At 72.4% G+C, this 21,289-nt stretch carries 23 protein-coding genes and 1 tRNA gene; 10 read left to right on the top strand and 14 right to left on the bottom strand.

The window, feature by feature from the left end; translation table 11 throughout:
• The first annotated feature begins 18 nt into the window (after positions 1 to 18).
• Positions 19 to 612, top strand: coding sequence for a TetR/AcrR family transcriptional regulator (locus ABTZ91_RS15010; RefSeq protein WP_352077549.1), 594 nt, complete (start codon positions 19 to 21; stop codon positions 610 to 612).
• 63 nt (positions 613 to 675) lie between these two features.
• Here ABTZ91_RS15010 and ABTZ91_RS15005 read toward each other — a convergent pair whose 3' ends face one another.
• Together ABTZ91_RS15005 and ABTZ91_RS15000 are read right to left on the bottom strand one after the other, a co-directional pair.
• Positions 676 to 1,899 carry an acyl-CoA dehydrogenase family protein gene (locus ABTZ91_RS15005; protein ID WP_352077548.1) on the bottom strand — a complete coding sequence of 408 codons (1,224 nt, stop codon included), beginning with the start codon at positions 1,897 to 1,899 and terminating at the stop codon, positions 676 to 678.
• A gap of 6 nt (positions 1,900 to 1,905) precedes the next feature.
• Complete coding sequence (locus ABTZ91_RS15000; protein ID WP_352077547.1) at positions 1,906 to 2,958, bottom strand: phosphotransferase family protein; 1,053 nt, start codon at positions 2,956 to 2,958, stop codon at positions 1,906 to 1,908.
• Positions 2,959 to 3,087: 129 nt separating this feature from the next.
• Between ABTZ91_RS15000 and ABTZ91_RS14995 the strand changes: the two genes are divergently transcribed.
• Positions 3,088 to 4,371 (top strand): enolase C-terminal domain-like protein, encoded by a 1,284-nt coding sequence (locus ABTZ91_RS14995; protein ID WP_352077546.1) that lies wholly within the window; start codon positions 3,088 to 3,090, stop codon positions 4,369 to 4,371.
• Between the two features lie 149 nt (positions 4,372 to 4,520).
• On the opposite strand, the gene ABTZ91_RS14990 is transcribed toward ABTZ91_RS14995, so the two are convergent.
• The 7 genes from ABTZ91_RS14990 to ABTZ91_RS14960 all read right to left on the bottom strand — a co-directional run bounded on the left by ABTZ91_RS14990 (position 4,521) and on the right by ABTZ91_RS14960 (position 8,733).
• Positions 4,521 to 5,432: an MBL fold metallo-hydrolase gene (locus ABTZ91_RS14990; protein WP_352077545.1), complete on the bottom strand. Its 912-nt coding sequence runs from the start codon at positions 5,430 to 5,432 to the stop codon at positions 4,521 to 4,523.
• Between the two features lie 81 nt (positions 5,433 to 5,513).
• Positions 5,514 to 5,813: a hypothetical protein gene (locus ABTZ91_RS14985; RefSeq protein WP_352077544.1), complete on the bottom strand. Its 300-nt coding sequence runs from the start codon at positions 5,811 to 5,813 to the stop codon at positions 5,514 to 5,516.
• Between the two features lie 131 nt (positions 5,814 to 5,944).
• Positions 5,945 to 6,271, bottom strand: a complete 327-nt coding sequence (locus tag ABTZ91_RS14980) for a DUF202 domain-containing protein (protein ID WP_352077543.1) — start codon at positions 6,269 to 6,271, stop codon at positions 5,945 to 5,947.
• A complete protein-coding gene (locus tag ABTZ91_RS14975; protein WP_345489961.1) occupies positions 6,268 to 6,663 on the bottom strand; it encodes a DUF202 domain-containing protein in 396 nt (131 codons plus the stop codon). Before ABTZ91_RS14975 ends, ABTZ91_RS14980 begins: the two co-directional genes overlap by 4 nt.
• Positions 6,664 to 6,693: 30 nt before the next feature.
• Positions 6,694 to 7,209, bottom strand: a complete 516-nt coding sequence (locus ABTZ91_RS14970; protein WP_352077542.1) for an NUDIX domain-containing protein — start codon at positions 7,207 to 7,209, stop codon at positions 6,694 to 6,696.
• A 30-nt stretch (positions 7,210 to 7,239) separates the two neighbouring features.
• Positions 7,240 to 8,004, bottom strand: coding sequence for a glucose 1-dehydrogenase (locus ABTZ91_RS14965; protein ID WP_352077541.1), 765 nt, complete (start codon positions 8,002 to 8,004; stop codon positions 7,240 to 7,242).
• A 99-nt stretch (positions 8,005 to 8,103) separates the two neighbouring features.
• Complete coding sequence (locus ABTZ91_RS14960) at positions 8,104 to 8,733, bottom strand: TetR family transcriptional regulator (RefSeq protein WP_352077540.1); 630 nt, start codon at positions 8,731 to 8,733, stop codon at positions 8,104 to 8,106.
• A gap of 106 nt (positions 8,734 to 8,839) precedes the next feature.
• On the opposite strand from ABTZ91_RS14960, the gene ABTZ91_RS14955 reads away from it, so the two are divergent.
• Positions 8,840 to 10,504, top strand: coding sequence for an FAD-binding dehydrogenase (locus ABTZ91_RS14955; protein WP_352077539.1), 1,665 nt, complete (start codon positions 8,840 to 8,842; stop codon positions 10,502 to 10,504).
• A gap of 141 nt (positions 10,505 to 10,645) precedes the next feature.
• Here ABTZ91_RS14955 and ABTZ91_RS14950 read toward each other — a convergent pair whose 3' ends face one another.
• Complete coding sequence (locus ABTZ91_RS14950; RefSeq protein WP_352077538.1) at positions 10,646 to 12,043, bottom strand: gluconate:H+ symporter; 1,398 nt, start codon at positions 12,041 to 12,043, stop codon at positions 10,646 to 10,648.
• Between the two features lie 57 nt (positions 12,044 to 12,100).
• Positions 12,101 to 12,637 (bottom strand): gluconokinase, encoded by a 537-nt coding sequence (locus tag ABTZ91_RS14945; RefSeq protein WP_352077537.1) that lies wholly within the window; start codon positions 12,635 to 12,637, stop codon positions 12,101 to 12,103.
• 156 nt (positions 12,638 to 12,793) lie between these two features.
• Between ABTZ91_RS14945 and ABTZ91_RS14940 the strand changes: the two genes are divergently transcribed.
• From ABTZ91_RS14940 to ABTZ91_RS14925, 4 genes are all read left to right on the top strand, one after another.
• Positions 12,794 to 13,495 carry an FCD domain-containing protein gene (locus ABTZ91_RS14940; protein WP_352077536.1) on the top strand — a complete coding sequence of 234 codons (702 nt, stop codon included), beginning with the start codon at positions 12,794 to 12,796 and terminating at the stop codon, positions 13,493 to 13,495.
• A gap of 281 nt (positions 13,496 to 13,776) precedes the next feature.
• Positions 13,777 to 15,246, top strand: coding sequence for an amino acid permease (locus ABTZ91_RS14935; RefSeq protein WP_352077535.1), 1,470 nt, complete (start codon positions 13,777 to 13,779; stop codon positions 15,244 to 15,246).
• Between the two features lie 152 nt (positions 15,247 to 15,398).
• Positions 15,399 to 16,484: an S-(hydroxymethyl)mycothiol dehydrogenase gene (locus tag ABTZ91_RS14930; RefSeq protein ID WP_352077534.1), complete on the top strand. Its 1,086-nt coding sequence runs from the start codon at positions 15,399 to 15,401 to the stop codon at positions 16,482 to 16,484.
• Positions 16,484 to 17,113 (top strand): MBL fold metallo-hydrolase, encoded by a 630-nt coding sequence (locus ABTZ91_RS14925; RefSeq protein WP_352077533.1) that lies wholly within the window; start codon positions 16,484 to 16,486, stop codon positions 17,111 to 17,113. The genes ABTZ91_RS14930 and ABTZ91_RS14925 overlap by 1 nt, the downstream gene beginning before the upstream one ends.
• On the opposite strand, the gene ABTZ91_RS14920 is transcribed toward ABTZ91_RS14925, so the two are convergent.
• A complete protein-coding gene (locus ABTZ91_RS14920; protein ID WP_352077532.1) occupies positions 17,097 to 18,026 on the bottom strand; it encodes an RluA family pseudouridine synthase in 930 nt (309 codons plus the stop codon). The two genes, ABTZ91_RS14925 and ABTZ91_RS14920, sit on opposite strands and share 17 nt — an antisense overlap.
• 104 nt (positions 18,027 to 18,130) lie before the next feature.
• A tRNA-Leu gene (locus tag ABTZ91_RS14915) sits at positions 18,131 to 18,218 on the bottom strand.
• Positions 18,219 to 18,428: 210 nt separating this feature from the next.
• Here ABTZ91_RS14915 and ABTZ91_RS14910 point away from each other — a divergent pair.
• The 3 genes from ABTZ91_RS14910 to ABTZ91_RS14900 all read left to right on the top strand — a co-directional run bounded on the left by ABTZ91_RS14910 (position 18,429) and on the right by ABTZ91_RS14900 (position 21,025).
• Positions 18,429 to 19,754, top strand: a complete 1,326-nt coding sequence (locus tag ABTZ91_RS14910; protein ID WP_352077531.1) for a M20/M25/M40 family metallo-hydrolase — start codon at positions 18,429 to 18,431, stop codon at positions 19,752 to 19,754.
• Positions 19,755 to 19,903: 149 nt separating this feature from the next.
• The gene (locus tag ABTZ91_RS14905) at positions 19,904 to 20,137 is read left to right on the top strand and encodes a chaplin (protein ID WP_352077530.1); all 234 of its coding nucleotides are present in this window, start codon (positions 19,904 to 19,906) and stop codon (positions 20,135 to 20,137) included.
• 111 nt (positions 20,138 to 20,248) lie between these two features.
• On the top strand, positions 20,249 to 21,025 hold the full coding sequence (locus ABTZ91_RS14900; RefSeq protein WP_352077529.1) for a chaplin: 777 nt from the start codon (positions 20,249 to 20,251) through the stop codon (positions 21,023 to 21,025).
• Between the two features lie 60 nt (positions 21,026 to 21,085).
• Here ABTZ91_RS14900 and ABTZ91_RS14895 read toward each other — a convergent pair whose 3' ends face one another.
• On the bottom strand, positions 21,086 to 21,274 hold the full coding sequence (locus ABTZ91_RS14895; RefSeq protein WP_125749393.1) for a DUF5703 family protein: 189 nt from the start codon (positions 21,272 to 21,274) through the stop codon (positions 21,086 to 21,088).
• Positions 21,275 to 21,289: the final 15 nt, after the last annotated feature.

Below are 21,289 nucleotides of genomic sequence, written 5' to 3'. Positions count from 1 at the left end.
AACGAAAGGCGGCGCAGCATGGCCAGGACGACGGACGGGAACGGCACGCCCGTCCCCCAGAGGCTCCTCGCCGCCGCCACCCGGCTCTTCGCCGAGCAGGGTTACGACCGGACCTCCGTCCAGGAGATCGTCGAGGCGGCGGGCGTCACCAAGGGTGCCCTCTACCACTACTTCGGCTCCAAGGAGGACCTCCTCCAGGAGGTCTACTCCCGGGTGCTCAGGCTCCAGCAGGAGCGGCTCGACGGCTTCGCCGACGCCGACGCGCCGGTGGAGGAGCGGCTGCGGGACGCCGCCGCCGACGTGGTCGTCACCACCATCGAGAACCTGGACGACGCGGCGATCTTCTTCCGCTCGATGCACCACCTGAGCCCGGAGAAGAACAAGCAGGTACGGGCCGAGCGGCGGCGCTACCACGAGCGGTTCCGCGCGCTGATCGAGGAGGGCCAGCGGTCCGGCGTGTTCTCCGCCTCGACCCCCGCCGACCTGGTGGTCGACTACCACTTCGGCTCGGTCCACCACCTGTCGACCTGGTACCGCCCCGACGGCCCGCTCACCCCGCAGCAGGTCGCCGACCACCTGGCCGACCTGCTGCTGCGGGCCCTGCGCCCGTAGAGCGGCCTGCGGGCGGACGGCAGGGCCCGGGGTGCCACGCGCCCCGGGCCCTGCCGCTCTTCCCTACAGGTACTTCTTCAGCTCCCGGCGGGCCAGCGAGCGCTGGTGCACCTCGTCGGGCCCGTCCGCGAGCTTCAGGGTGCGGGCGGAGGCCCACAGCTCGGCGAGCGGGAAGTCCTGCGAGACGCCGCCCGCGCCGTGCACCTGGACCGCCTTGTCGAGGATGTCGACCACCGCCCTCGGGGTGGCGATCTTGATCGCCTGGATCTCGGTGTGGGCGCCCCTGTTCCCGACGGTGTCCATCAGCCAGGCCGTCTTCAGGACGAGCAGCCGCAGCTGTTCGATGGTCACCCGGGCGTCCGCGATCCAGTTCTGGACGACGCCCTGCTGGGCGAGCGTCTTGCCGAAGGCGGTACGGGACACCGCGCGCCGGCACATCAGCTCCACGGCCCGCTCGGCCATGCCGATCAGCCGCATGCAGTGGTGGATGCGGCCCGGCCCGAGGCGGGCCTGGGCGATGGCGAAGCCGCCGCCCTCCTCGCCGATCAGGTTCGACGCGGGCACGCGGACGCCGTCGAAGACCACCTCGGCGTGGCCGCCGTGGGAGTGGTCCTCGTAGCCGTACACCCGCATCGCCCGCCGCACCTCGACGCCGGGGGTGTCGCGCGGGACGAGGATCATCGACTGCTGGCGGCGCGGGTCGGTGCCGTCGGGGTCCGTCTTGCCCATGACGATGAAGATCCGGCAGTTCGGGTTCATCGCCCCGGAGATGTACCACTTGCGCCCGTCGATCACATACGCGTCGGAACCGTCGGAGGCTCGCCGGATGCTGGTCTCGATGTTGGTGGCGTCGGAGGAGGCCACCTCGGGCTCGGTCATCGCGAAGGCCGAGCGGATCTCGCCCGCGAGCAGCGGCTCCAGCCACTGCTTCTTCTGCCGCTCGTCACCGAACTGGGCGAGCACCTCCATGTTCCCGGTGTCCGGGGCCGCGCAGTTGAGGGCGGTGGGGGCGAGCTCGGGGCTGCGGCCGGTGATCTCGGCGAGCGGCGCGTACTGGAGGTTGGTGAGCCCGGCCCCGTACTCCTCGTCGGGAAGGAAGAGGTTCCACAGCCCCTGGCGCTTGGCCTCCGCCTTCAGGTCCTCCACCACCGCCGGGGTGTCCCAGGGCGAGGCGAGCCGGGCGCGCTGCTCGTGGGCGACGGCCTCGGCCGGGTAGACGTGCTCGTCCATGAAGGCGAGGAGTCTCGCCCGGAGCTCCTCGGTACGGGCGTCGAACGCGAAGTCCATGGCGGATCAGCCTTCCTGGAGGGTGGTGAGGCCGTGCTCGATGAAGACGGGGACGAGTTCGCCGATGCGGTCGAATCCGGCGCCGACGGTCTGGCCGAGGGTGTAGCGGTAGTGGATGCCCTCCAGGATCACGGCGAGCTTGAACCAGGCGAAGGCCGTGTACCAGGACAGGGCGCCGGTGTCGCGGCCGGAGCGCGCGGCGTACCGCTCGGTCAGCTCGGCGGCGGTGGGGTGGCCGGCGGCGGAGGCGGTGGTGGAGATCGGCGAGCCCGGCAGGTCGAGCGGCGTGCTGTACATGACCAGCAGGCCGAGGTCGGTGAGCGGGTCGCCGAGGGTGGACATCTCCCAGTCGAGCACGGCCCTGATCCGGTCGTCGGCGCCGATGAGGACGTTGTCCAGGCGGTAGTCGCCGTGGATCACGGCGGGCACGGGGGAGACCGGCAGGCCGCGGCCGAGGGCCGCGTGCAGTTCGTCGATGCCGGCCAGGTCGCGGCCGCGGGAGGCGGCGAGCTGCTTGCCCCAGCGGCGCAGCTGCCGGTCGAGGAAGCCCTCGGGCCGCCCGAAGTCCGCGAGGCCGACACCGGCCGGGTCGACGGCGTGCAGGTCGACGAGGGTGTCGACCAGACCGAGGACCGCCTGACGGGTGCGCTCCGGGCCCAGCGCGGCGAGTTCGCCGGCGGAGCGGTACGGGGTGCCGTCGACGAACTCCATGACGTAGAAGGGCGCGCCGAGCACCGACTCGTCCTCGCACAGCACGACCGTCTCCGGCACCGGCACGGCGGTGGGGTGCAGGGCGCTGATGACCCGGTGCTCGCGCTTCATGTCGTGGGCGGTGGCGAGGACGTGGCCGAGCGGAGGACGGCGCACGACCCAGCGGCCGGCCCCGTCGGTCACGACGTACGTCAGGTTGGAGCGGCCGCCCTCGATCAGCCGGGCGGTGAGCGGACCGGAGACGAGACCGGGCCGCTCGCGGTCGAGGAAACGGCGCAGCCGCTCGGGGTCGAGACCGGGAGGGGGCACCTCCCGCGTCGGGGACTGCGGGGGAGGGGCGGAACTCATACGGGCGTACCTCCGGGGTCGGCTTCGGCGTTCATGATGACCGACCAGTCGGTATGTCGTCCAGGGGGAGGCGGGAAACCCGGTGCGCGCCCCTGGTGTCCCGTCCGCGCGCATGAATAGGGTTCACATATGGATTCAGCGCTGTGCATCGACGACGTCCGGCTGACCCCGATCCTCATCGCCGACCCACCGCTCCTCAACACTCAGGGCGTCCACCAGCCCTTCACGCCCCGGCTCGTGGTGGAGGTCGTCACCCGGGGTGGCGTGACCGGCCTCGGCGAGACCTACGGCGACACGCGCTACCTCGACCTGGCCCGTCCGCTGGCCGAGGCGCTGCCCGGCCATCCGGTCACGCATGTGAACGGCCTGTTCCGGCTGGCCGCCGAGGTCACCGCTTCGGACATGACCGGAAGGGTGGACGACCGGGTCGACGCCGGCGGCCTGCGCGGTGCCCAGACGGCCGACAAGCTCCGCCTCTCCGTCGTCTCCGCCTTCGAGACCGCCTGCCTGGACGCCCTCGGCAAGAGCCTCGGCCTGCCCGTCCACGCCCTGCTCGGCGGCAAGGTCCGCGACGAGGTCGAGTACAGCGGCTACCTCTTCTACAAGTGGGGCGCCCACCCCGCCGCCGCTCCCGACGCGTGGGGCGAGGCCCTCGACCCGGCCGGCGTCGTCGAGCAGGCCCGCCGCTTCGACCGCCGCCACGGCTTCGGCTCCTTCAAGCTCAAGGGCGGGGTCTTCCCGCCCGAGGAGGAGATCACCGCGATCCGCGCCCTCGCGAAGGAGTTCCCGGGCCGCCCGCTGCGCCTCGACCCCAACGGCGCCTGGTCGGTGGCCACCTCCCTCGCCGTCGCCCGCGAACTCGGCGACGTCCTGGAGTACCTGGAGGACCCGGCGACCGGGACGGCCGCGATGGCGGAGGTCGCCGCCGGCACCCCGGTGCCGCTCGCCACCAACATGTGCGTGACCGCCTTCGAGGAGGTGCCGGAGGCCTTCGCCCGGAGTGCGGTACGGATCGTGCTCTGCGACCACCACTACTGGGGCGGGCTGCACCGCACCCGCGAACTCGCCGCGCTGTGCGGCGCGTACGGCATCGGGCTCTCCATGCACTCCAACACCCACCTGGGCATCAGCCTCGCCGCCATGACCCAGGTCGCCGCGACCCTGCCCCGGCTCGACCACGCCTGCGACACCCACTACCCGTGGCAGACCGAGGACGTCGTCACCACCGCCCCGCCCTTCCGCTCCGGCCGCCTCGCCGTCTCCGACGCGCCCGGCCTCGGCGTCACCCTCGACCGCGACCGGCTCGCCGACCTCCACCGCCGGTGGGCCGAGGACGACGGCCGGATGCGCGACCGCGACGACGCGGCGGCGATGCGGGCCGTGGATCCGGGATGGACGCAGGGGCGCTGGTAGCGGGAGGGGCGGGCGGGCGGCCCTACGTGGGGCAGGGGCCCAACGCGGGCCCTGCCCGTGGCGGGCGGGCCGACGCGGGGCAGCCGGGCCCGAGGCGGGACCTGTTCGTGCAGGCGGGCCCTATGCGGGCCCTGCCCGTGGCAGCCGCCCTACGCGTGACAGGCCACCGGCACCCCGCCGTTCATCGCGGCCATGTCCCCGAACACCGCCACCGGGTCCAGCGGATGCCCCTCCGGCAGGCCGTCCAGCTCCGCGTACGCCCGGTGCAGGTTGGCGACCAGTCGCTCGCTCTCCCGCCACGCGGCGAACTCGCCCAGGTCCGCCCCGCGGGCGGTCTCCAGGGGAGTCGCCCCCTTGGCGTGGCCCTCGGCGGCGAGCTCCCGCACCCAGCGCAGATAGCGTTCGGTCGCGTCGTACGCGGAGGGGTCGGTGACCGGGCCGTGGCCCGGCACCACCGTGGGCGCGTCGAGCGAACGCAGCAGGTCGAGCGCGCGCAGCGAGCCGGCCAGCGAACCCATCGGCAGGAACGGCGTGCCGCCGTGGAAGATCAGGTCGCCGGTGAACACCACGCCCTCGGCCGGGAGATGGACGATCGAGTCACCCGTCGTGTGCGCCGGTCCCGGGTGGATCACCCGTACCTCGGTCTCGCCGACGTGGAGCGTCAGCCGGTCCCGGTAGGTCAGGTGCGGCGGGGTGATCTCGACCCGGCCGAAGTCGGTCCGCGGCCACAGCAGATGGAGCTGGTGACCGGCGGCCAGCTGCTCGGTCCGGCAGTTCTCGTGGCCCACGATATGGGCCTCGGGCCGGAACACCCCGTTGCCGTACGTGTGGTCGCCGTGGTGGTGGGTGGAGACGATCGTCCGGGGCGGCGCGAGCCCCGCGTCGCGCACCGCCTCCCGCAGCAGCAGGGCCCGGCGTTCGGTGGCGGCGGTGTCGATGAGCAGGCTCTCGGCGCCGTCCCCGACGAACCCGGCGTTGTTCAGGCACCAGCCGCCGTCCGGCTGGACGAAGGCATGGACGTGCGGCGCGAGCGCGACCACATAGGGCTCGGTGGCTGGCACAGGTGATCCCCCGGACGAGAGGCCGACGTGACAGGGGAAGAGTGCCAGTCGGCCGACGCCCGGGGGAAGTTCGCCGTCCCGTCAGTGGTCGTCCCAGTGGTTGTCGTGCGCCGCGTGCCGGTGCCCGTCGTGCGCGTAGTCGACGTGGTCGCCGTGCGGGACGGCGGGGTGTCCGCAGTCCGGCCCGTGCGTGTGGTCCGGGTGGGTGTGCGCGACGTGCGAGGTGGGCTCGCACTCGTCCCAGTGCCCGGCGTGCTCGCGGTGCAGATGGCCGTCGTGGGCGTAGTCGACGTGGTCCCGGTGCGGAACGGCGGTGTGGCCGCAGGACGGGCCGTGGGAGTGCGCGTGGGAAGTGGGGTGCTCGTGGTGCGGGACGGTCATGACATCACCTCGGGGAAGGGAGGGTGACCGTTCCAGGCTAGTCCGGAATACCCGTTTCTTCAGGGTGGTGGGCCACGGGCCGTGAGGAGGCGGGGAGAGGGCCGGGAGGCACGGGCCGACGGGCGTGGCCCTCAGAGCACGACCGCGACCGCGCAGCCCGCGAACGCCACCGTGCACACCGCCGCGAGCAGGGCGCCCCGGTGCGAGAGCGGCAGCGGCCGGACGGCGGCGCCGAGCGTCTGGATCCGGCGGTGCGCGACCGCCAGGAACCCGATCCACGCCAGGACCGACAGGCCCGCGGCCACGAGGCCGGTCGCCGTCACCCCGTCGTGGATGGCCTGCTTGCCGGCGAGGACGGCCACCACCGTGCACGACAGGGTCGTCCGCCGCCAGGCGAGCCGGGTCCGCTCCGGCTGGAGCCCCGGGTCCCGGCCCGCCGCGGCTCCGGTCTCGCTCACCGCCCGGTCCAGCCGAAGACCACGACCACCACCATCGCGAGCGCGACCACCGCCACCGCCAGGCTCAGCACCGTCGGGAAACGCGAGACGGGCAGGTCCTCGCCGCGCCGCATGGCCCGCTCGCAGCGCACCCAGTGGTTCACCGCGCGCAGCGCGCACAGCACACCGGCCGCGAGCAGCGCGAGCGCGAGCCCGACCCGGACGCCCCAGCGCAGGTCCGGCAGGAACTGGTCCACGGCGAAACCGCCGCCGATCAGCGCGAGCGCGGTCCGGATCCAGGCCAGGAAGGTCCGCTCGTTGGCCAGGGAGAAGCGGTAGTCGGGGGTCTCGCCCTCCTCCCGGAGGCGCTGCGGCGCGAACCACAGCCGCAGGCTCTGTACGAAGTCGCTCACCCGGGCACCTTAACGGCCCCGGCGGGCACCTCAGCGGCCCCGGCGCGCGCGCAGCCGCTCGTACGCGGCGAGGCCGTCGGGCACCCACTCCCACTCGGCGAGCCGGGCCGCCAGCTCCTCCTCCGGCAGGAAGGCGTGCCAGGCCACCTCCTCCACCTGCGGGTTCACGGGCAGGTCGCAGCGCACCTCGTACACGGCCGACCACCACTTCCCGGCCACGCCCCCGGAGTCGTACAGGAACTTCAGCAGCGGCACCGGCCGGGGCAGCCCGGACACGCCCAGCTCCTCCTCGGCCTCCCGCAGCGCGGCCTCGTCGTAGGACTCGCCCGCGCCGACCACCCCGCCGACGAACATGTCGTACAGGGAGGGGTAGACCAGCTTCGTGGGCGTCCTGCGGTGGACGAAGATCCGCCCCTGGGCGTCGCGCACCTGGACGAAGACGCAGCGGTGGATCAGGCCCCGCGCGTACACCTCACCGCGCGGGAGCCGTCCGGTCACCCGGTCGTCCTCGTCGACGACGTCGATCAGTTCGTCAGCGGCGCTCATGCCGCCATCCAAGCAGGTTCCCCCATGAGCTCACTGCCCCATGACGTACTTCACCGTCGGGCCGGTGGTCCAGCCGCCGTCCACCGCCAGCTCCGCGCCCGTCACGTACGAGGCGGCGTCGGAGAGCAGGAAGACGACCGCGCCCGCGATCTCGTGGGCCTCGCCGACCCGGCCCATCGGGGTGTTGGGGTACTTCCCCTCGCCCTTCTCGATGCCGACGGAGGCGGTCATCGGGGTGTACGTCATGCCGGGGTGGACGGAGTTGACGCGGATCCGGGAGGCGCCGAGCTCCACCGCGCCGATCTTCGTCAGGCCGCGCACGCCCCACTTGGAGGCGCCGTAACCGGCGGTCAGCGCCAGGCCCATCAGGCCGGCGGCGGAGGAGATGTTGACGATCGACCCGCCGCCGGCCTCCTTCATGGCGGGTATGGCGGTCTTCATCCCGATGAAGACGCCCGTGAGGTTGACGTCGAGGACCCTGCGGAAGTGCTCGACGGACTCCGTCTCCAGGAAGGCGCCGGTCGCGATGCCGGCGTTGTTCACCAGTCCGTGCAGCCCGCCGAACTCCGCGGTCGCGTACGCGACGGCCGCGGCCCACTCCTCCTGCGAGGTCACGTCGTGGTGGAGGAAGCGGGCCCGTTCGCCGAGCTCGGCCGCGGTCGCCTTGCCCTCCTGGTCGAGGACGTCGGTGACGACGACGTTCGCGCCGGCGGCCACCGCCTGGCGGGCGGCTTCGGCGCCCAGTCCGCGGGCGCCGCCGGTGATCAGGACGGTCTTGCCGGTGAGGTCGTTCATGGAGGGTCCTTTCGGGGGCCTTCTCGGGCACGGGAGGGGGAGGGCGGGGTGCGTTCGGGATGTCCAGAGGCGACGGTCGGAGGTGGTGGTCGGAGGTGGTCAGAGGCTCCGGGGCGGCGCCGCCCGGAGCAGCGCGGTGGTCGTCCCGACCAGGTCGGCGAGGAACAGCGGCTCGCTCGTGAGCGGTTCCTCGCCGTCCAGGTACTGCCGGGCCCGGTCGGCCAGCGCCGCGCCGACGACGGTCAGCGCCAGGTCGAGCCGTTCCAGGCGCAGCGGTCCGGGCAGCCCGTCGGCGGCCAGGCAGGCCTCGACGCGTTCGATCAGCCGCCAGGAGCGGGTGCCGGCGAGGGTGGGGTGCGGGGTGCGGGAGCGGATCCCGCTCTCGTGGCTGAGCTGGGCGGAGATGCGCAGGCAGCGCCGCCCCCGGTCGGTGCGCAGCTCGCTCGCCTCGGCCGCGACGAGGGCGCCGATCAGGGCGTGGGTGTCGTCGGGGGCGGCGTCGAGGAGCGGGGCGAGGACCTGCTCGGTGCGCAGCTGCCGCGCGGCCATGACGGCGTCGAGCAGCCCGGCCCGGGAGCCGAAGTGGTACTGCACGGCGGAGGGGTTGGCCTGCCCGGCGAGGGCCACGACGTCCCGCAGCTGGGCGCCGTGGACGCCCTGGGCGGCGAAGACCTCCTCGGCCGCGCGGATCAGCTTCTCCCGGGTCCCGGGTCCTGAGGTCCTTGCCATGCCAGTCACATTAATGCTCGGCATTAGAAAACGGAACGGGTACGACCGGCCCTCCCGCGCCCCCCGGCCATTGACTCGATACATCGGTGTATCCAAGATGCGGACCATGCCTCATGAGTCGTACGACGCCGATGCCATCGTGATCGGGGCCGGCCTCGCCGGTCTCGTCGCCACCGCCGAACTGGTCGACGCGGGCCGGTCGGTCATCCTGCTCGACCAGGAACCCGAGCAGTCGATCGGCGGGCAGGCCCACTGGTCCTTCGGCGGCCTGTTCCTCGTCGACTCGCCCGAGCAGCGCCGGATGCGCATCCGCGACAGCCACGCCCTCGCCCTCCAGGACTGGCTCGGCACCGCCGGCTTCGACCGGCCGGAGGACGCCTGGCCGCGGCGGTGGGCCGAGGCGTACGTCGACTTCGCGGCCGGCGAGAAGCGCGCCTGGCTGCACGGCATGGGCGTCCGCTTCTTCCCGGTCGTCGGCTGGGCCGAGCGCGGCGGTTACGGCGCCAACGGGCACGGCAACTCCGTACCCCGCTTCCACATCACCTGGGGCACCGGCCCCGGTCTCGTCGCCCCCTTCGAGCGCCGGGTGCGCGAAGGCGTCGCGCGGGGCCTGGTCCGCTTCCGCTTCCGCCACCGGGTGACCGGCCTCGCCCGCACCGCCGGCGCGCTCGACACCGTCGACGGCGAGATCCTGGCCCCCTCCGACGTCCCGCGCGGCACGGCCAGCGGCCGCGAGGCCGCCGGCACCTTCTCGTACCGGGCGCAGGCCGTGATCGTCGCCTCCGGCGGCATCGGCGGCAACCACGACCTGGTGCGCGCGCAGTGGCCGGCCCGCCTCGGCACCCCGCCCGCCCGCATGCTGTCCGGCGTCCCCGCCCATGTCGACGGCCTGATGCTCGGCATCGCCGAGGACGCCGGCGCCCACCACGTCAACCGCGACCGGATGTGGCACTACACCGAGGGCATCGAGAACTGGAACCCGATCTGGGCCCGCCACGGCATCCGCATCCTGCCCGGCCCGTCCTCCCTCTGGCTCGACGCGACCGGCAGGCGGCTGCCCGTACCGCTCTTCCCCGGCTTCGACACCCTCGGCACCCTCGAACACATCATGCGGACCGGCCACGACCACACCTGGTTCGTGCTCGACCAGAAGATCATCGGCAAGGAGTTCGCCCTCTCCGGCTCCGAACAGAACCCCGACCTCACCGGCAGGTCCGTCCGCGACGTCCTCGTCCGCGCCCGCGCCGACGTCCCCGGCCCGGTGAGGGCCTTCATGGACAAGGGCGCCGACTTCGTCGTCGAGCGGGACCTCGCCGCCCTCGTCCGCGGCATGAACCGGATCACCGGCGAGGACCTGATCGACGAGACCGCGCTGCGCCGGGAGATCACCGCCCGCGACCGCGAGATCGCCAACCCCTTCACCAAGGACCTCCAGATCACGGCGATCCGCGGCGCCCGCCGCTACCTCGGCGACCGACTCGTCCGCACGGCCGCCCCCCACCGCATCCTCGACCCCGAGGCCGGCCCGCTGATCGCCGTCCGCCTCAGCGTCCTCACCCGCAAGTCCCTCGGCGGCCTTCAGACCGACCTCTCCTCCCGCGTCCTCACCCCGTCCGGCGAGCCGCTGCCCGGCCTGTACGCGGCGGGCGAGGCGGCCGGCTTCGGCGGCGGCGGAGTCCACGGCTACCGCTCCCTCGAAGGCACCTTCCTCGGCGGCTGCCTCTTCTCGGGGCGCGCGGCGGGGCGCGCGGCGGCGGAGGCGGTGGGCTGAGGTGGTGGCCCGAGCGGTGGGCTGACGGTGGGCTGAGGCGGTGGGCTGAGCGGCGCGCCGGGAACGACGAGGACCCGGCCGTACGGATCTCCGCACGCCGGGTCCTCGCCGAGCCGCTCGAGCGGCGTCGTACCGACCGCGCTACAGCACCAGCGACAGCAGCAGCACGAACACGATCCCCACCACCGAGATGATCGTCTCCATCACCGACCAGGTCTTGATCGTCTGGCCGACGTTCATCCCGAAGTACTCCTTCACCAGCCAGAACCCGGCGTCGTTCACGTGGCTGAAGAAGAGCGAACCGGCACCGATCGCGAGGACCAGGAGGGAGACCTCGCCCGTCGACATGCCCTCGGCGAGCGGGGCCACCAGGCCGGCCGCCGAGATGGTGGCCACCGTGGCCGAGCCGGTCGCGAGGCGGATCGCGACGGCGATCAGCCAGGCGAGCAGCAGGGCCGGGATCGACCAGTTCTCGGAGAAGTCGAGGATCATCTGCCCGACGCCGATGTCGATCAGCGTCTGCTTGAAGCCGCCGCCCGCGCCGACGATCAGCAGCACGCCCGCGATCGGGGCCAGCGACTTCTCCACGGTGGAGGACAGCCGCTCCTTGGTGAACCCGGCTGCCCGGCCCAGGGTGAACAGGCCGACGAGGACGGCGGCGAGCAGGGCGATCAGCGGCGAACCGATGACGTCGGTGACCTTCTGCAGACCGTTGTCCGGGTCGTCGACGACGATGTCGACGAGCGCCTTCACCAGCATCAGGACGACCGGCAGCAGCACGGTGGCGACGGTGATGCCGAAGCCGGGCCGCTTCTCCAGGTCCTCCGAGGGGCGGGAGGGGATCATGTGCTCGGGGGCCGGGACGTCGACCCAGCGGGCGGCCCAGCGGGAGAAGACCGGGCCGGCGATGATCACGGTCGGGATCGCGACGAGGAGGCCGAGGGCGAGGGTGACGCCCAGGTTGGCGCCGAGCGCGTCGATCGCCACGAGCGGTCCCGGGTGCGGCGGGATCAGGCCGTGCATCACGGACAGTCCGGCGAGGGCCGGGACGCCGATCCGCATCAGCGAGTAGTTGCCGCGCTTGGCGACCATCAGCACCACCGGGATCAGCAGCACGATGCCGACCTCGAAGAACAGCGGCAGACCGATCACGGAGGCGATCAGGACCATCGCCCACGGCATGGCCCGGCCGCTCGCCTTCGCGAGGATCGTGTCGACGATCTGGTCGGCGCCGCCCGAGTCGGCGAGCAGCTTGCCCAGGATCGCGCCGAGCGCGATGAGCACGCCGACGCCCGCCACGGTGCTGCCGAGGCCGGTGGTGAAGGACTTGATGGCGTCCGCGAGCGGCGCACCGGCGAAGGCGCCGAGCGCCAGCGAGCCGATGGTCAGCGCGAGGAACGCGTGCAGCTTGAACCGGGTGATGAGCAGGACGATGACGGCGATGCCGGCGAGGACGGCTATGCCGAGCTGGGCGTTGCCCGCCGAGGTGATCGGTTCGGCGGCGTCCGCTGCCAGGATCTCGACGCTGAGACTGGTCACGGTGGGTCCCTTGGAAGTGAGGAGGGCGGGGGAGAGGGGCAGGGGGTGGGTGCGGGGTCAGACGGCGAGCCGGCGCAGCGCGGCGACGGCCCGGGCGGTGATCTCCTCGGGGGTGCCGGAGACGTCGACGGCGACGCCGGCCTCGTCCTCCTGCAGCGGCTGCAGGGTGGCGAACTGGGAGTCGAGGAGCGCGGTCGGCATGAAGTGGCCCTTGCGGGCGGCCATCCGCCGCTCGATGAGCGCGCGGTCGCCGGTGAGATGGAGGAAGACCACGCCGGGGGCGGCCGCACGCAGCCGGTCCCGGTAGCCGCGCTTCAGCGCGGAGCTGCTCACCACGCCGCCGAGGCCGGCCCGGTCGTGCGCCCAGCGCCCGATGGCGTCGAGCCAGGGCGCGCGGTCCGCGTCGTCGAGCGGGACACCGGCGGACATCTTGGCCACGTTGGCCGGCGGGTGGAAGTCGTCGCCCTCCGCATAGGGGACGCCGAGCGCCTCGGCCACCAGCGGGCCGATCGTGGTCTTGCCGGTGCCGGCGACGCCCATCACGACGACGACCTGGGGGCGGTCCGCCGTGCCGGGCTTGCGGGTGGTGCTCATGGGGGGTGCCTCGCTGTCTTCTTCGACATCTCCGACATCGATCCGTCGCGCTCATGAAACCTATTGGGTACGACGTATTCAAGAGCCTGTGACAAATAAGTCGTACTTTTTCTTCCCGATGTGATCACCTGTGTGATCACGCATAGGCTGGCCACCATGACGACACCGGCCCAGGGGCTCCATCCGCACGTCCTGACCACCCTGGGCCTCGCGATCACCGCGGGGGAGTACCCGCCCGGCAGCGTGCTGCGCACCGACGAGCTCGCCGAACGCTTCGACGTCTCCCGCACCGTGGTCCGCGAGGTCGTCCGCGTCCTGGAGTCCATGCACCTCGTCGAGTCCCGCCGCCGCGTCGGCGTCATCGTGCTGCCGACCGAGCGCTGGAACGTCTACGACCCCCAGGTCATCCGCTGGCGCCTGGCCGGCACCGACCGCCCCCGTCAGCTCCGCTCGCTCACCGTGCTGCGCTCCGCCGTCGAACCGGTCGCCGCCGGCCTCGCCGCCCTGCACGCCACCCCCGAGCAGTGCCGCGAGCTCACCGAACAGGCCCTCGGCATGGTCGCCACCTCGCGCGGCCGCCGCCTGGAGGAGTACCTGGTGCACGACATCGCCTTCCACCGGGTCGTCCTCAACGCCTCCGGCAACGAGATGTTCGCCCGCCTCGGGGACGTGGTCGCCGAGGTCCTCACCGGACGCACGCGCCACCAGGTGATGTTCGAGGACCCCGACCCGGCCGCCGTCACCCTCCACGTCCAGGTCGCCGAGGCCGTACGGGAGAAGGACGCGGCCCGAGCGGAGGCGCTGACCCGCGAGATCGCCGTCGGCGCCCTCAAGGAGCTCGACGTCCTCGCGCCCTGAAGCGGCCGCGCGCCTGCGCCCTGAAGCGGCCGCCCGCCCGGCCCGCGGGGCACCGCCCGCCCGGTCCGCGGGGCGGCCGGACGCCCGGTAGGCCGCCCGTACACGCGCGGGATACCGCTGCGTAACCTCTGAACTAGCTCAAATCCGGGCGTTCAGTGACATCGGCCACAGTCAGCGACCGGGTCTTGCCGTGAGGATGTCCGCTGGCCGTGCCGGGAGCCCCACAAGGGCACGGCCGGGTACCGCACAGACCCTCCCCCCTCACGAAGGCGAACAACTCCATGAGTGACCGCATCACTGCGGCCGACCCGCTGTCCGCCACGCAGGCGGCGCCCGCGGCGTCGCAGGCTTCCGCCCACGTCGACGCCGGTGACGCCGGATACCGCAAGGACCTCAAGTCCCGGCACATCAACATGATCGCCATCGGCGGCGCCATCGGCACCGGCCTCTTCCTCGGTGCCGGCGGTCGCATGGCCAACGCCGGACCCTCGCTCTTCATCGCGTACGCGGTCTGCGGCGTCTTCGCCTTCTTCGTCGTCCGGGCCCTCGGCGAGCTCGTGCTCTACCGCCCCTCCTCCGGCGCCTTCGTCTCCTACGCCCGTGAGTTCATGGGCGAGAAGGGCGCCTACACGGCCGGCTGGCTGTACTTCCTCAACTGGTCGACCACCGCCGTCGCCGACATCACCGCGGCCGCCACCTACGCCCACTTCTGGGCGATGTTCAGCGACGTCCCGCAGTGGATCCTCGCCCTGATCGCCCTCGCGGTCGTCCTCGCCGCCAACCTCATCTCCGTGAAGTACTTCGGCGAGATGGAGTTCTGGTTCGCGATCATCAAGGTCGCCGCGCTCGTCGCCTTCATGATCGTCGGCATCTTCCTCGTCGTGACCTCCCACGACGTCGGCGGCCACACCCCGGGCCTCGCCAACATCACCGACAACGGCGGCATCTTCCCCAACGGCGTCATGCCGATGCTGCTGCTGATCCAGGGCGTCGTCTTCGCCTACGCCTCCGTCGAGCTCTGCGGCGTCGCCGCCGGCGAGACCGAGAACCCCGAGAAGATCATGCCCAAGGCGATCAACTCGATCATGTGGCGCGTCGGCCTGTTCTACGTCGGCTCCGTCGTCCTGCTCGCCCTGATCCTCCCGTACACCGCCTACTCCGGCGACCAGAGCCCCTTCGTCACCGTCTTCGACAAGCTCGGCGTCCCCGGCGCCGCCGGCGTGATGAACCTCGTCGTCCTCACCGCCGCCCTCTCCAGCCTCAACTCCGGCCTCTACTCCACCGGCCGCATCCTGCGCTCCATGTCGCTGTCCGGCTCCGCGCCCAAGTTCACCGGCGTCATGAACAAGGGCGGCGTCCCCTACGGCGGCATCCTGCTCACCGCGGGCTTCGGCGTCGCCGGCGTCTTCCTCAACTACGTGATGCCCGAGGACGCCTTCGAGCTGGTCCTCAACTTCGCCTCCATCGGCATCATCGGCACCTGGGCCATGATCATGGTGTGCTCGCTGCTCTTCGTCCGCCGCTCCAAGGAGGGCAGGCTCAGCCGGCCCGCCTACCGGCTGCCCTGGGCCCCGTACACCCAGATCGTGACGCTGGTCTTCCTCGCCTCCGTCGTCGTCCTCATGTGGCTGGACGGCGGGGTCGGCCGCACCACCGTCAACTGCCTCCCGCTGATCGCCGCCGCCCTCGTCGGCGGATGGTTCCTGGTCCGCGGCCGGGTACGCGCCACCGAGGACGCCCGCAAGAACTGACCCCTCCGCTTCCCCCCACGGGAAGAGCGAGACCCCCGCAGGCCCCCGCAGGCACGAACCGCGGGGGTCTCGCGTTTGTCCAGGAGACGGTGGTACGCAAGATCCTTACAGAGCCTGACCGCCCAGACACCGTCGGAGAAGGGAAGCTCGCCATGCCGCAGCAGGTCCGAGGGGTCATCGCCCCCGGCAGGAACCAACCCGTACGGGTCGAGACGATCGTCATCCCCGACCCCGGACCCGGCGAGGCCGTGGTGCGGATCCAGGCCTGCGGGGTCTGCCACACCGACCTCCACTACAAGCAGGGCGGCATCAACGACGACTTCCCCTTCCTCCTCGGCCACGAGGCCGCCGGAGTCGTCGAGTCCGTCGGCGCCGGCGTCACCGACGTCGCCCCCGGCGACTTCGTCGTCCTCAACTGGCGCGCCGTCTGCGGCCGGTGCCGGGCCTGTCTGCGCGGCCGCCCCTGGTACTGCTTCGCCACCCACAACGCGCGGCAGAAGATGACCCTGACGGACGGCCGGGAACTCTCCCCGGCCCTCGGCATCGGCGCCTTCGCCGAGAAGACCCTCGTCGCCGCCGGCCAGTGCACCAAGGTCGACCCCGCCGTCGCCCCCGAGGTCGCGGGACTCCTCGGCTGCGGCGTCATGGCCGGCATCGGCGCCGCGATCAACACCGGCGGCGTCGGCCGCGGCGACAGCGTCGCCGTCATCGGCTGCGGCGGCGTCGGCGACGCGGCGATCGTCGGCTCCCGCCTCGCCGGAGCCGCCAGGATCATCGCCGTCGACATCGACGACCGCAAGCTGGACGTGGCCCGCCGGATGGGCGCCACCCACACCGTGAACTCCCGCACCACCGACCCCGTCGAAGCCGTCAGAGAACTCACCGGCGGCTTCGGCGCCGACGTCGTCATCGAGGCCGTCGGCCGCCCGGAAACCTACGAGCAGGCCTTCTACGCCCGCGACCTCGCCGGCACCGTCGTCCTCGTCGGCGTCCCCACCCCCGAGATGAAGCTCGAACTGCCGCTCCTCGACGTCTTCGGCCGCGGCGGCGCGCTCAAGTCCTCCTGGTACGGCGACTGCCTGCCCTCCCGCGACTTCCCCATGCTCATCGACCTGCACCAGCAGGGCCGCATCGACCTCGGCGCCTTCGTCACCGAGACCATCGGGCTCGGCGACGTCGAGAAGGCCTTCGCCCGCATGCACGAGGGCGACGTCCTGCGCTCGGTGGTGGTCCTCTGATGGCCGCCCGCATCGACCACCTCGTCACCTCCGGCACCTTCAGCCTCGACGGCGGCACCTGGGAGGTCGACAACAACGTCTGGATCGTCGGCGACGACACCGAGGCGATCGTCATCGACGCCGCCCACGACGCCGGCGCGATCCTCGCCGCCCTCGACGGCCGCACCCTGCGCGCCATCGTCTGCACCCACGCCCACGACGACCACATCGGCGCGGCCCCCGCCCTCGCCGCCGCCACCGGCGCCCGGATCCTGCTCCACCCCGCCGACCAGCCGCTGTGGAAGCTGACCCACCCCGACCACACCCCCGACGGCGACCTCGCCGACGGCCAGGTCCTCACCATCGCCGGGACCGACCTCCACGTCCTGCACACCCCCGGCCACGCACCCGGAGCCGTCTGCCTCCACGCCCCCGACCTCGGCACCGTCTTCACCGGCGACACCCTCTTCCAGGGCGGCCCCGGCGCCACCGGCCGGTCCTACTCCGACTTCCCGACCATCATCGACTCGATCAGGGACAGACTCCTCACCCTGCCCCCGCGGACCGTGGTCCGCACCGGCCACGGCGACCCCACCACGATCGGCGCCGAGGCCCCGCACCTCGAAGAATGGATCACTCGGGGCCACTGAGCCGCAGCCGGCTCTCGAAACGCCTCTCCACGCCCGAGAACGGGTCGGTGAACTCCAGCGTCCGCGCCAGCAACGCCAGCGGCCGCCCGAAGTCCTCCGGCCCGTCCTCCCGCACCACCGGGTACAGCGGATCGTTCAGGATCGGCAGCCCCAGCGCATTCATGTGCACCCGCAGCTGATGGGTCCGCCCGGTCACCGGCACCAGCCGGTAGCGGGCCAGACCGCCCGCCCGCGCGAGGAGCTCCACCCGGCTCTCGGCGTTCGGCTCGCCCGGCACCTCCCGGGCGGCCTGGACACCACGCTCCTTCTCGATCCGGCTGCGCACCGTCACCGGCAGCGCCACCCCGGGGTCGTACGGTGCCACCGCCTCGTACTCCTTGCGCACCCTCCGGTCCCGGAACAGGGTCTGGTACGCGCCCCGGTCCTCCGGCCGTACGACGAACAGCACGAGCCCCGCCGTCAGCCGGTCGAGCCGGTGCGCCGGCTGCAACGCGGGCAGCCCGAGCTCCCGCCGCAGGCGCGCGAGCGCCGTCTGGGTCACATGCCGGCCGCGCGGCATCGTCGCCAGGAAGTGCGGCTTGTCCGCGACCACGATCCGCTCGTCCCGGTACACCACCCCGACCTCGAACGGCACCCGCTCCTCCACCGGGAACTCCCGGTGGAACCACAGAAAGCGCCCCGGCGTGTACGGATCGTCACCCCCGGCCGGCCGCCCGTCCGCCCCGACGAAACACCCGTCCCGCAGCATCCGCTCGACCCGCCCGGCCCCGACCGCCCCCGCGTACCGGTCCCGCAGATGCTCCCCGACGGTCGCCCACACCCCGCCGGGATCCTCGGGCAGCCGCACCCGCACCGCGTCGATCCCGTCCCGCTGGGGGAGCGGGGAGGCGGGGGCCTTTGTCCTGCGTCGCACCGGTCCTCCCGTCGTCCACAAGGCCGCGATCAGGCCATGACCGGCCCTGCGGGCCGTCATCGGGCCACAACGAGAAGGACCCCACAAGCTGTGGGGTCCTTCGCTGGTGTCCGAGGGGGGACTTGAACCCCCACGCCCGATAAAGGGCACTAGCACCTCAAGCTAGCGCGTCTGCCATTCCGCCACCCGGACAGGTGTCTCGTCCTCCCGGCCCCGCTGGGCCGTTCCGACGAGGAAAACCATAGCAAACATTCGAGGTGGCCGATCACCACCCCCTCGGCGGTCTCGGCATGTGACGCGAGCATGTCGGCGGGTGGACGGCCTTGGGGCCCGCGGGTCCCGCACGGGAGGATGGGGGCGACCACCAGTCATCACGTGGGGCACGTAGTGGGAGGAAGCAGCGTGAGCGAGTCGAACACCGGCAGGGGCGTCACGGGCGAGGACGAGGTCGTCGACCTGTGCCGTGACCTGATCCGCATCGACACCAGCAACTACGGCGACCACTCAGGGCCGGGGGAGCGGGCCGCGGCCGAGTACGTCGCCGAGAAGCTCGCCGAGGTCGGTCTCGAGCCGAAGATCATCGAGTCCCACAAGGGACGGGCCTCCACCGTCGCCCGGATCGAGGGCGAGGACCCGTCGCGGCCGGCCCTCCTCATCCACGGGCACACCGACGTCGTCCCGGCCAACGCCGAGGACTGGACCCACCACCCCTTCTCCGGCGAGGTCGCCGACGGCTGCGTCTGGGGCCGCGGCGCCGTCGACATGAAGGACATGGACGCGATGACCCTGGCGGTCGTCCGCGACCGGCTGCGCAGCGGCCGCAAGCCGCCGCGCGACATCGTGCTCGCCTTCCTCGCCGACGAGGAGGCCGGCGGCACCTACGGCGCCCGCCACCTGGTCGACAAGCACCGCGACCTCTTCGACGGGGTCACCGAGGCGATCGGCGAGGTGGGCGGCTTCTCCTTCACCGTGAACGAGAACCTCCGCCTCTACCTCGTCGAGACCGCCCAGAAGGGCATGCACTGGATGCGGCTGACCGTCGAGGGCACCGCAGGCCACGGGTCCATGACGAACAACGACAACGCCATCACCGAGCTGTGCGAGGCGGTGGGCCGGCTCGGCCGCCACCAGTGGCCGGTGCGCGTCACCAAGACCGTACGGTCCTTCCTCGACGAGCTCTCCGACGCCCTCGGCACCCCCCTCGACCCCGAGGACATGGACGCCACGCTCGCCAAGCTCGGCGGCATCGCCAAGATGATCGGCGCCACCCTGCGCAACTCCGCCGCCCCGACCATGCTCGGCGCCGGCTACAAGGTGAACGTCATCCCCGGCCAGGCCACCGCGCACGTCGACGGCCGCTTCCTGCCCGGTTACGAGGAGGAGTTCCTGGCCGACCTCGACCGCATCCTCGGCCCGCGCGTGAAGCGCGAGGACGTGCACGGCGACAAGGCCCTGGAGACCAGCTTCGACGGCGACCTGGTCGACGCCATGCAGCTGGCCCTGCGCGCCGAGGACCCGATCGCCCGCGCCGTGCCGTACATGCTCTCCGGCGGCACCGACGCCAAGTCCTTCGACGACCTCGGCATCCGCTGCTTCGGCTTCGCCCCGCTCCAGCTGCCGCCGGAGCTCGACTTCGCCGGCATGTTCCACGGGGTCGACGAGCGGGTCCCGGTGGACGGGCTGAAGTTCGGCGTGCGGGTCCTCGACCGGTTCATCGACGCCTCCTGACGACCGCCCCTGCGCGCGGGAAATCGCTCGCGCGTGCAGGGGTGCCCGGAAAGAGTGAATGCCCGAGGAGCCTCGTAGCCACCCTGGTTCCCCCTCGTTACAGGTGTTGCGGTCCGCGGCTGGGACCGCATTGCCTACAAGGAGGAATAATGATCAAGAAGGTCGTCGCTGCTGCGGCTGCCACCGGCGGTCTGGTTCTCGCGGGTGCGGGCATGGCCGTTGCCGACGCGGGTGCCCAGGGTGCGGCCGTCGGTTCCCCCGGTGTCATCTCGGGCAACAACGTCCAGGTGCCGATCCACGTTCCGATCAACGTGTGCGGGAACACGGTCACCATCATCGGGCTGCTGAACCCCACCTTCGGCAACACCTGCATCAACGCCTGACGGCGTGTCTCGACCCCTGAGGGTCTGAGCCAAGGCCGGCCCCGGAGTGCGTGCCATGCACTCCGGGGCCGGTGGTTGTTCCGTCACGAGCAGAGAAGCAGGTAACCAGCAATGCGACAGGTCACACGCATCACCCGCAAGAGCATCCTGGTCGTCGCGGCGGCGGGCGGCATGATCGCCCTCGGCGGCGGCCACGCGCAGGCCGGCTCCGGCGCGAGCGGCACGGCGTCCGACTCGCCGGGCATCGCGTCCGGCAACAACGTCCAGGCCCCGATCCACGCTCCCGTCAACGTCTGCGGCAACACCGTCAACGTCGTCGGGCTGCTGAACCCGGCGTACGGCAACTCCTGCGCCAACCAGAGCGGGCCGGGCGGCTACGGCGACGACGGCGGTTCCTCCGCCGGCGGTCACACCTCCGACTCGCCGGGCGTCGGCTCCGGCAACAACGTCCAGGTGCCGGTCGAGGCCCCGGTGAACGTCTGCGGCAACAACGTCACGGGCGTCGGCCTCGGCAACGCCGTCGGCGGCAACGACTGCGGCTACGGCATCGAGCCCACGCCTCCCGGACACCCCGGAGAGCCGGGGCAGCCGGGCAATCCCGGAAACCCGCAGAACCCCGGAAACCCGCAGAACCCCGGCAACCCCCAGAACCCCGGCGGGCCCGGTGACGACGGGGGTGAGCACCCGGAGAACCCGGGCACGCCCGGCACCCCCGGCACTCCGGGCGGGGAGCAGGGGCCGAACAACCCCGGCGCGCAGGGGCAGGACCGGCCCACCGAGGAGCTCGCGCACACCGGCGCGGGGATGCTCGGGATCGCCGCACCGGTCGGCGCGGGCCTGCTGGCCGCCGGCTCCGTGATCTACCGCCGGGCCCGCCGCAGCGCGTAGTCCCGCCGGACGGCACGGCGAACGGAGAGGGCCCCGCGATCTCGCGGGGCCCTGCTCGTCTCACCAGGTGGCGCGGATCTGACGGATGATGCGCCGCCGCAGCCGCACCCGGCGGCTGCCGTCGCGGTGCAGGCTCAGTCGGTCCAACTCCCAGTGTCCGTACTCGGCATGGTCGGTCAAAAGCCGCGTCGCCTCCTTGCGGGAGACGCCGCGCGGCACGTACACGTCGACAAATTCGTATTCCGGCATCGCATCTATTGTGCG

Source organism: Streptomyces sp. NPDC126499, from assembly GCF_040302485.1.
Classification (GTDB): domain Bacteria; phylum Actinomycetota; class Actinomycetes; order Streptomycetales; family Streptomycetaceae; genus Streptomyces.
This window is presented reverse-complemented; position numbering and strand designations above follow the sequence as displayed.

Coding starts and splice junctions, on each gene's coding strand:
- ABTZ91_RS15010 (WP_352077549.1), top strand. CDS start 19: ATGGCCAGGACGACGGACGGGAACGGCACGCCCGTCCCCCAGAGGCTC.
- ABTZ91_RS15005 (WP_352077548.1), bottom strand. CDS start 1,899: ATGGACTTCGCGTTCGACGCCCGTACCGAGGAGCTCCGGGCGAGACTC.
- ABTZ91_RS15000 (WP_352077547.1), bottom strand. CDS start 2,958: ATGAGTTCCGCCCCTCCCCCGCAGTCCCCGACGCGGGAGGTGCCCCCT.
- ABTZ91_RS14995 (WP_352077546.1), top strand. CDS start 3,088: ATGGATTCAGCGCTGTGCATCGACGACGTCCGGCTGACCCCGATCCTC.
- ABTZ91_RS14985 (WP_352077544.1), bottom strand. CDS start 5,813: ATGACCGTCCCGCACCACGAGCACCCCACTTCCCACGCGCACTCCCAC.
- ABTZ91_RS14970 (WP_352077542.1), bottom strand. CDS start 7,209: ATGAGCGCCGCTGACGAACTGATCGACGTCGTCGACGAGGACGACCGG.
- ABTZ91_RS14965 (WP_352077541.1), bottom strand. CDS start 8,004: ATGAACGACCTCACCGGCAAGACCGTCCTGATCACCGGCGGCGCCCGC.
- ABTZ91_RS14960 (WP_352077540.1), bottom strand. CDS start 8,733: ATGGCAAGGACCTCAGGACCCGGGACCCGGGAGAAGCTGATCCGCGCG.
- ABTZ91_RS14955 (WP_352077539.1), top strand. CDS start 8,840: ATGCCTCATGAGTCGTACGACGCCGATGCCATCGTGATCGGGGCCGGC.
- ABTZ91_RS14945 (WP_352077537.1), bottom strand. CDS start 12,637: ATGAGCACCACCCGCAAGCCCGGCACGGCGGACCGCCCCCAGGTCGTC.
- ABTZ91_RS14940 (WP_352077536.1), top strand. CDS start 12,794: ATGACGACACCGGCCCAGGGGCTCCATCCGCACGTCCTGACCACCCTG.
- ABTZ91_RS14935 (WP_352077535.1), top strand. CDS start 13,777: ATGAGTGACCGCATCACTGCGGCCGACCCGCTGTCCGCCACGCAGGCG.
- ABTZ91_RS14930 (WP_352077534.1), top strand. CDS start 15,399: ATGCCGCAGCAGGTCCGAGGGGTCATCGCCCCCGGCAGGAACCAACCC.
- ABTZ91_RS14925 (WP_352077533.1), top strand. CDS start 16,484: ATGGCCGCCCGCATCGACCACCTCGTCACCTCCGGCACCTTCAGCCTC.
- ABTZ91_RS14905 (WP_352077530.1), top strand. CDS start 19,904: ATGATCAAGAAGGTCGTCGCTGCTGCGGCTGCCACCGGCGGTCTGGTT.
- ABTZ91_RS14900 (WP_352077529.1), top strand. CDS start 20,249: ATGCGACAGGTCACACGCATCACCCGCAAGAGCATCCTGGTCGTCGCG.
- ABTZ91_RS14895 (WP_125749393.1), bottom strand. CDS start 21,274: ATGCCGGAATACGAATTTGTCGACGTGTACGTGCCGCGCGGCGTCTCC.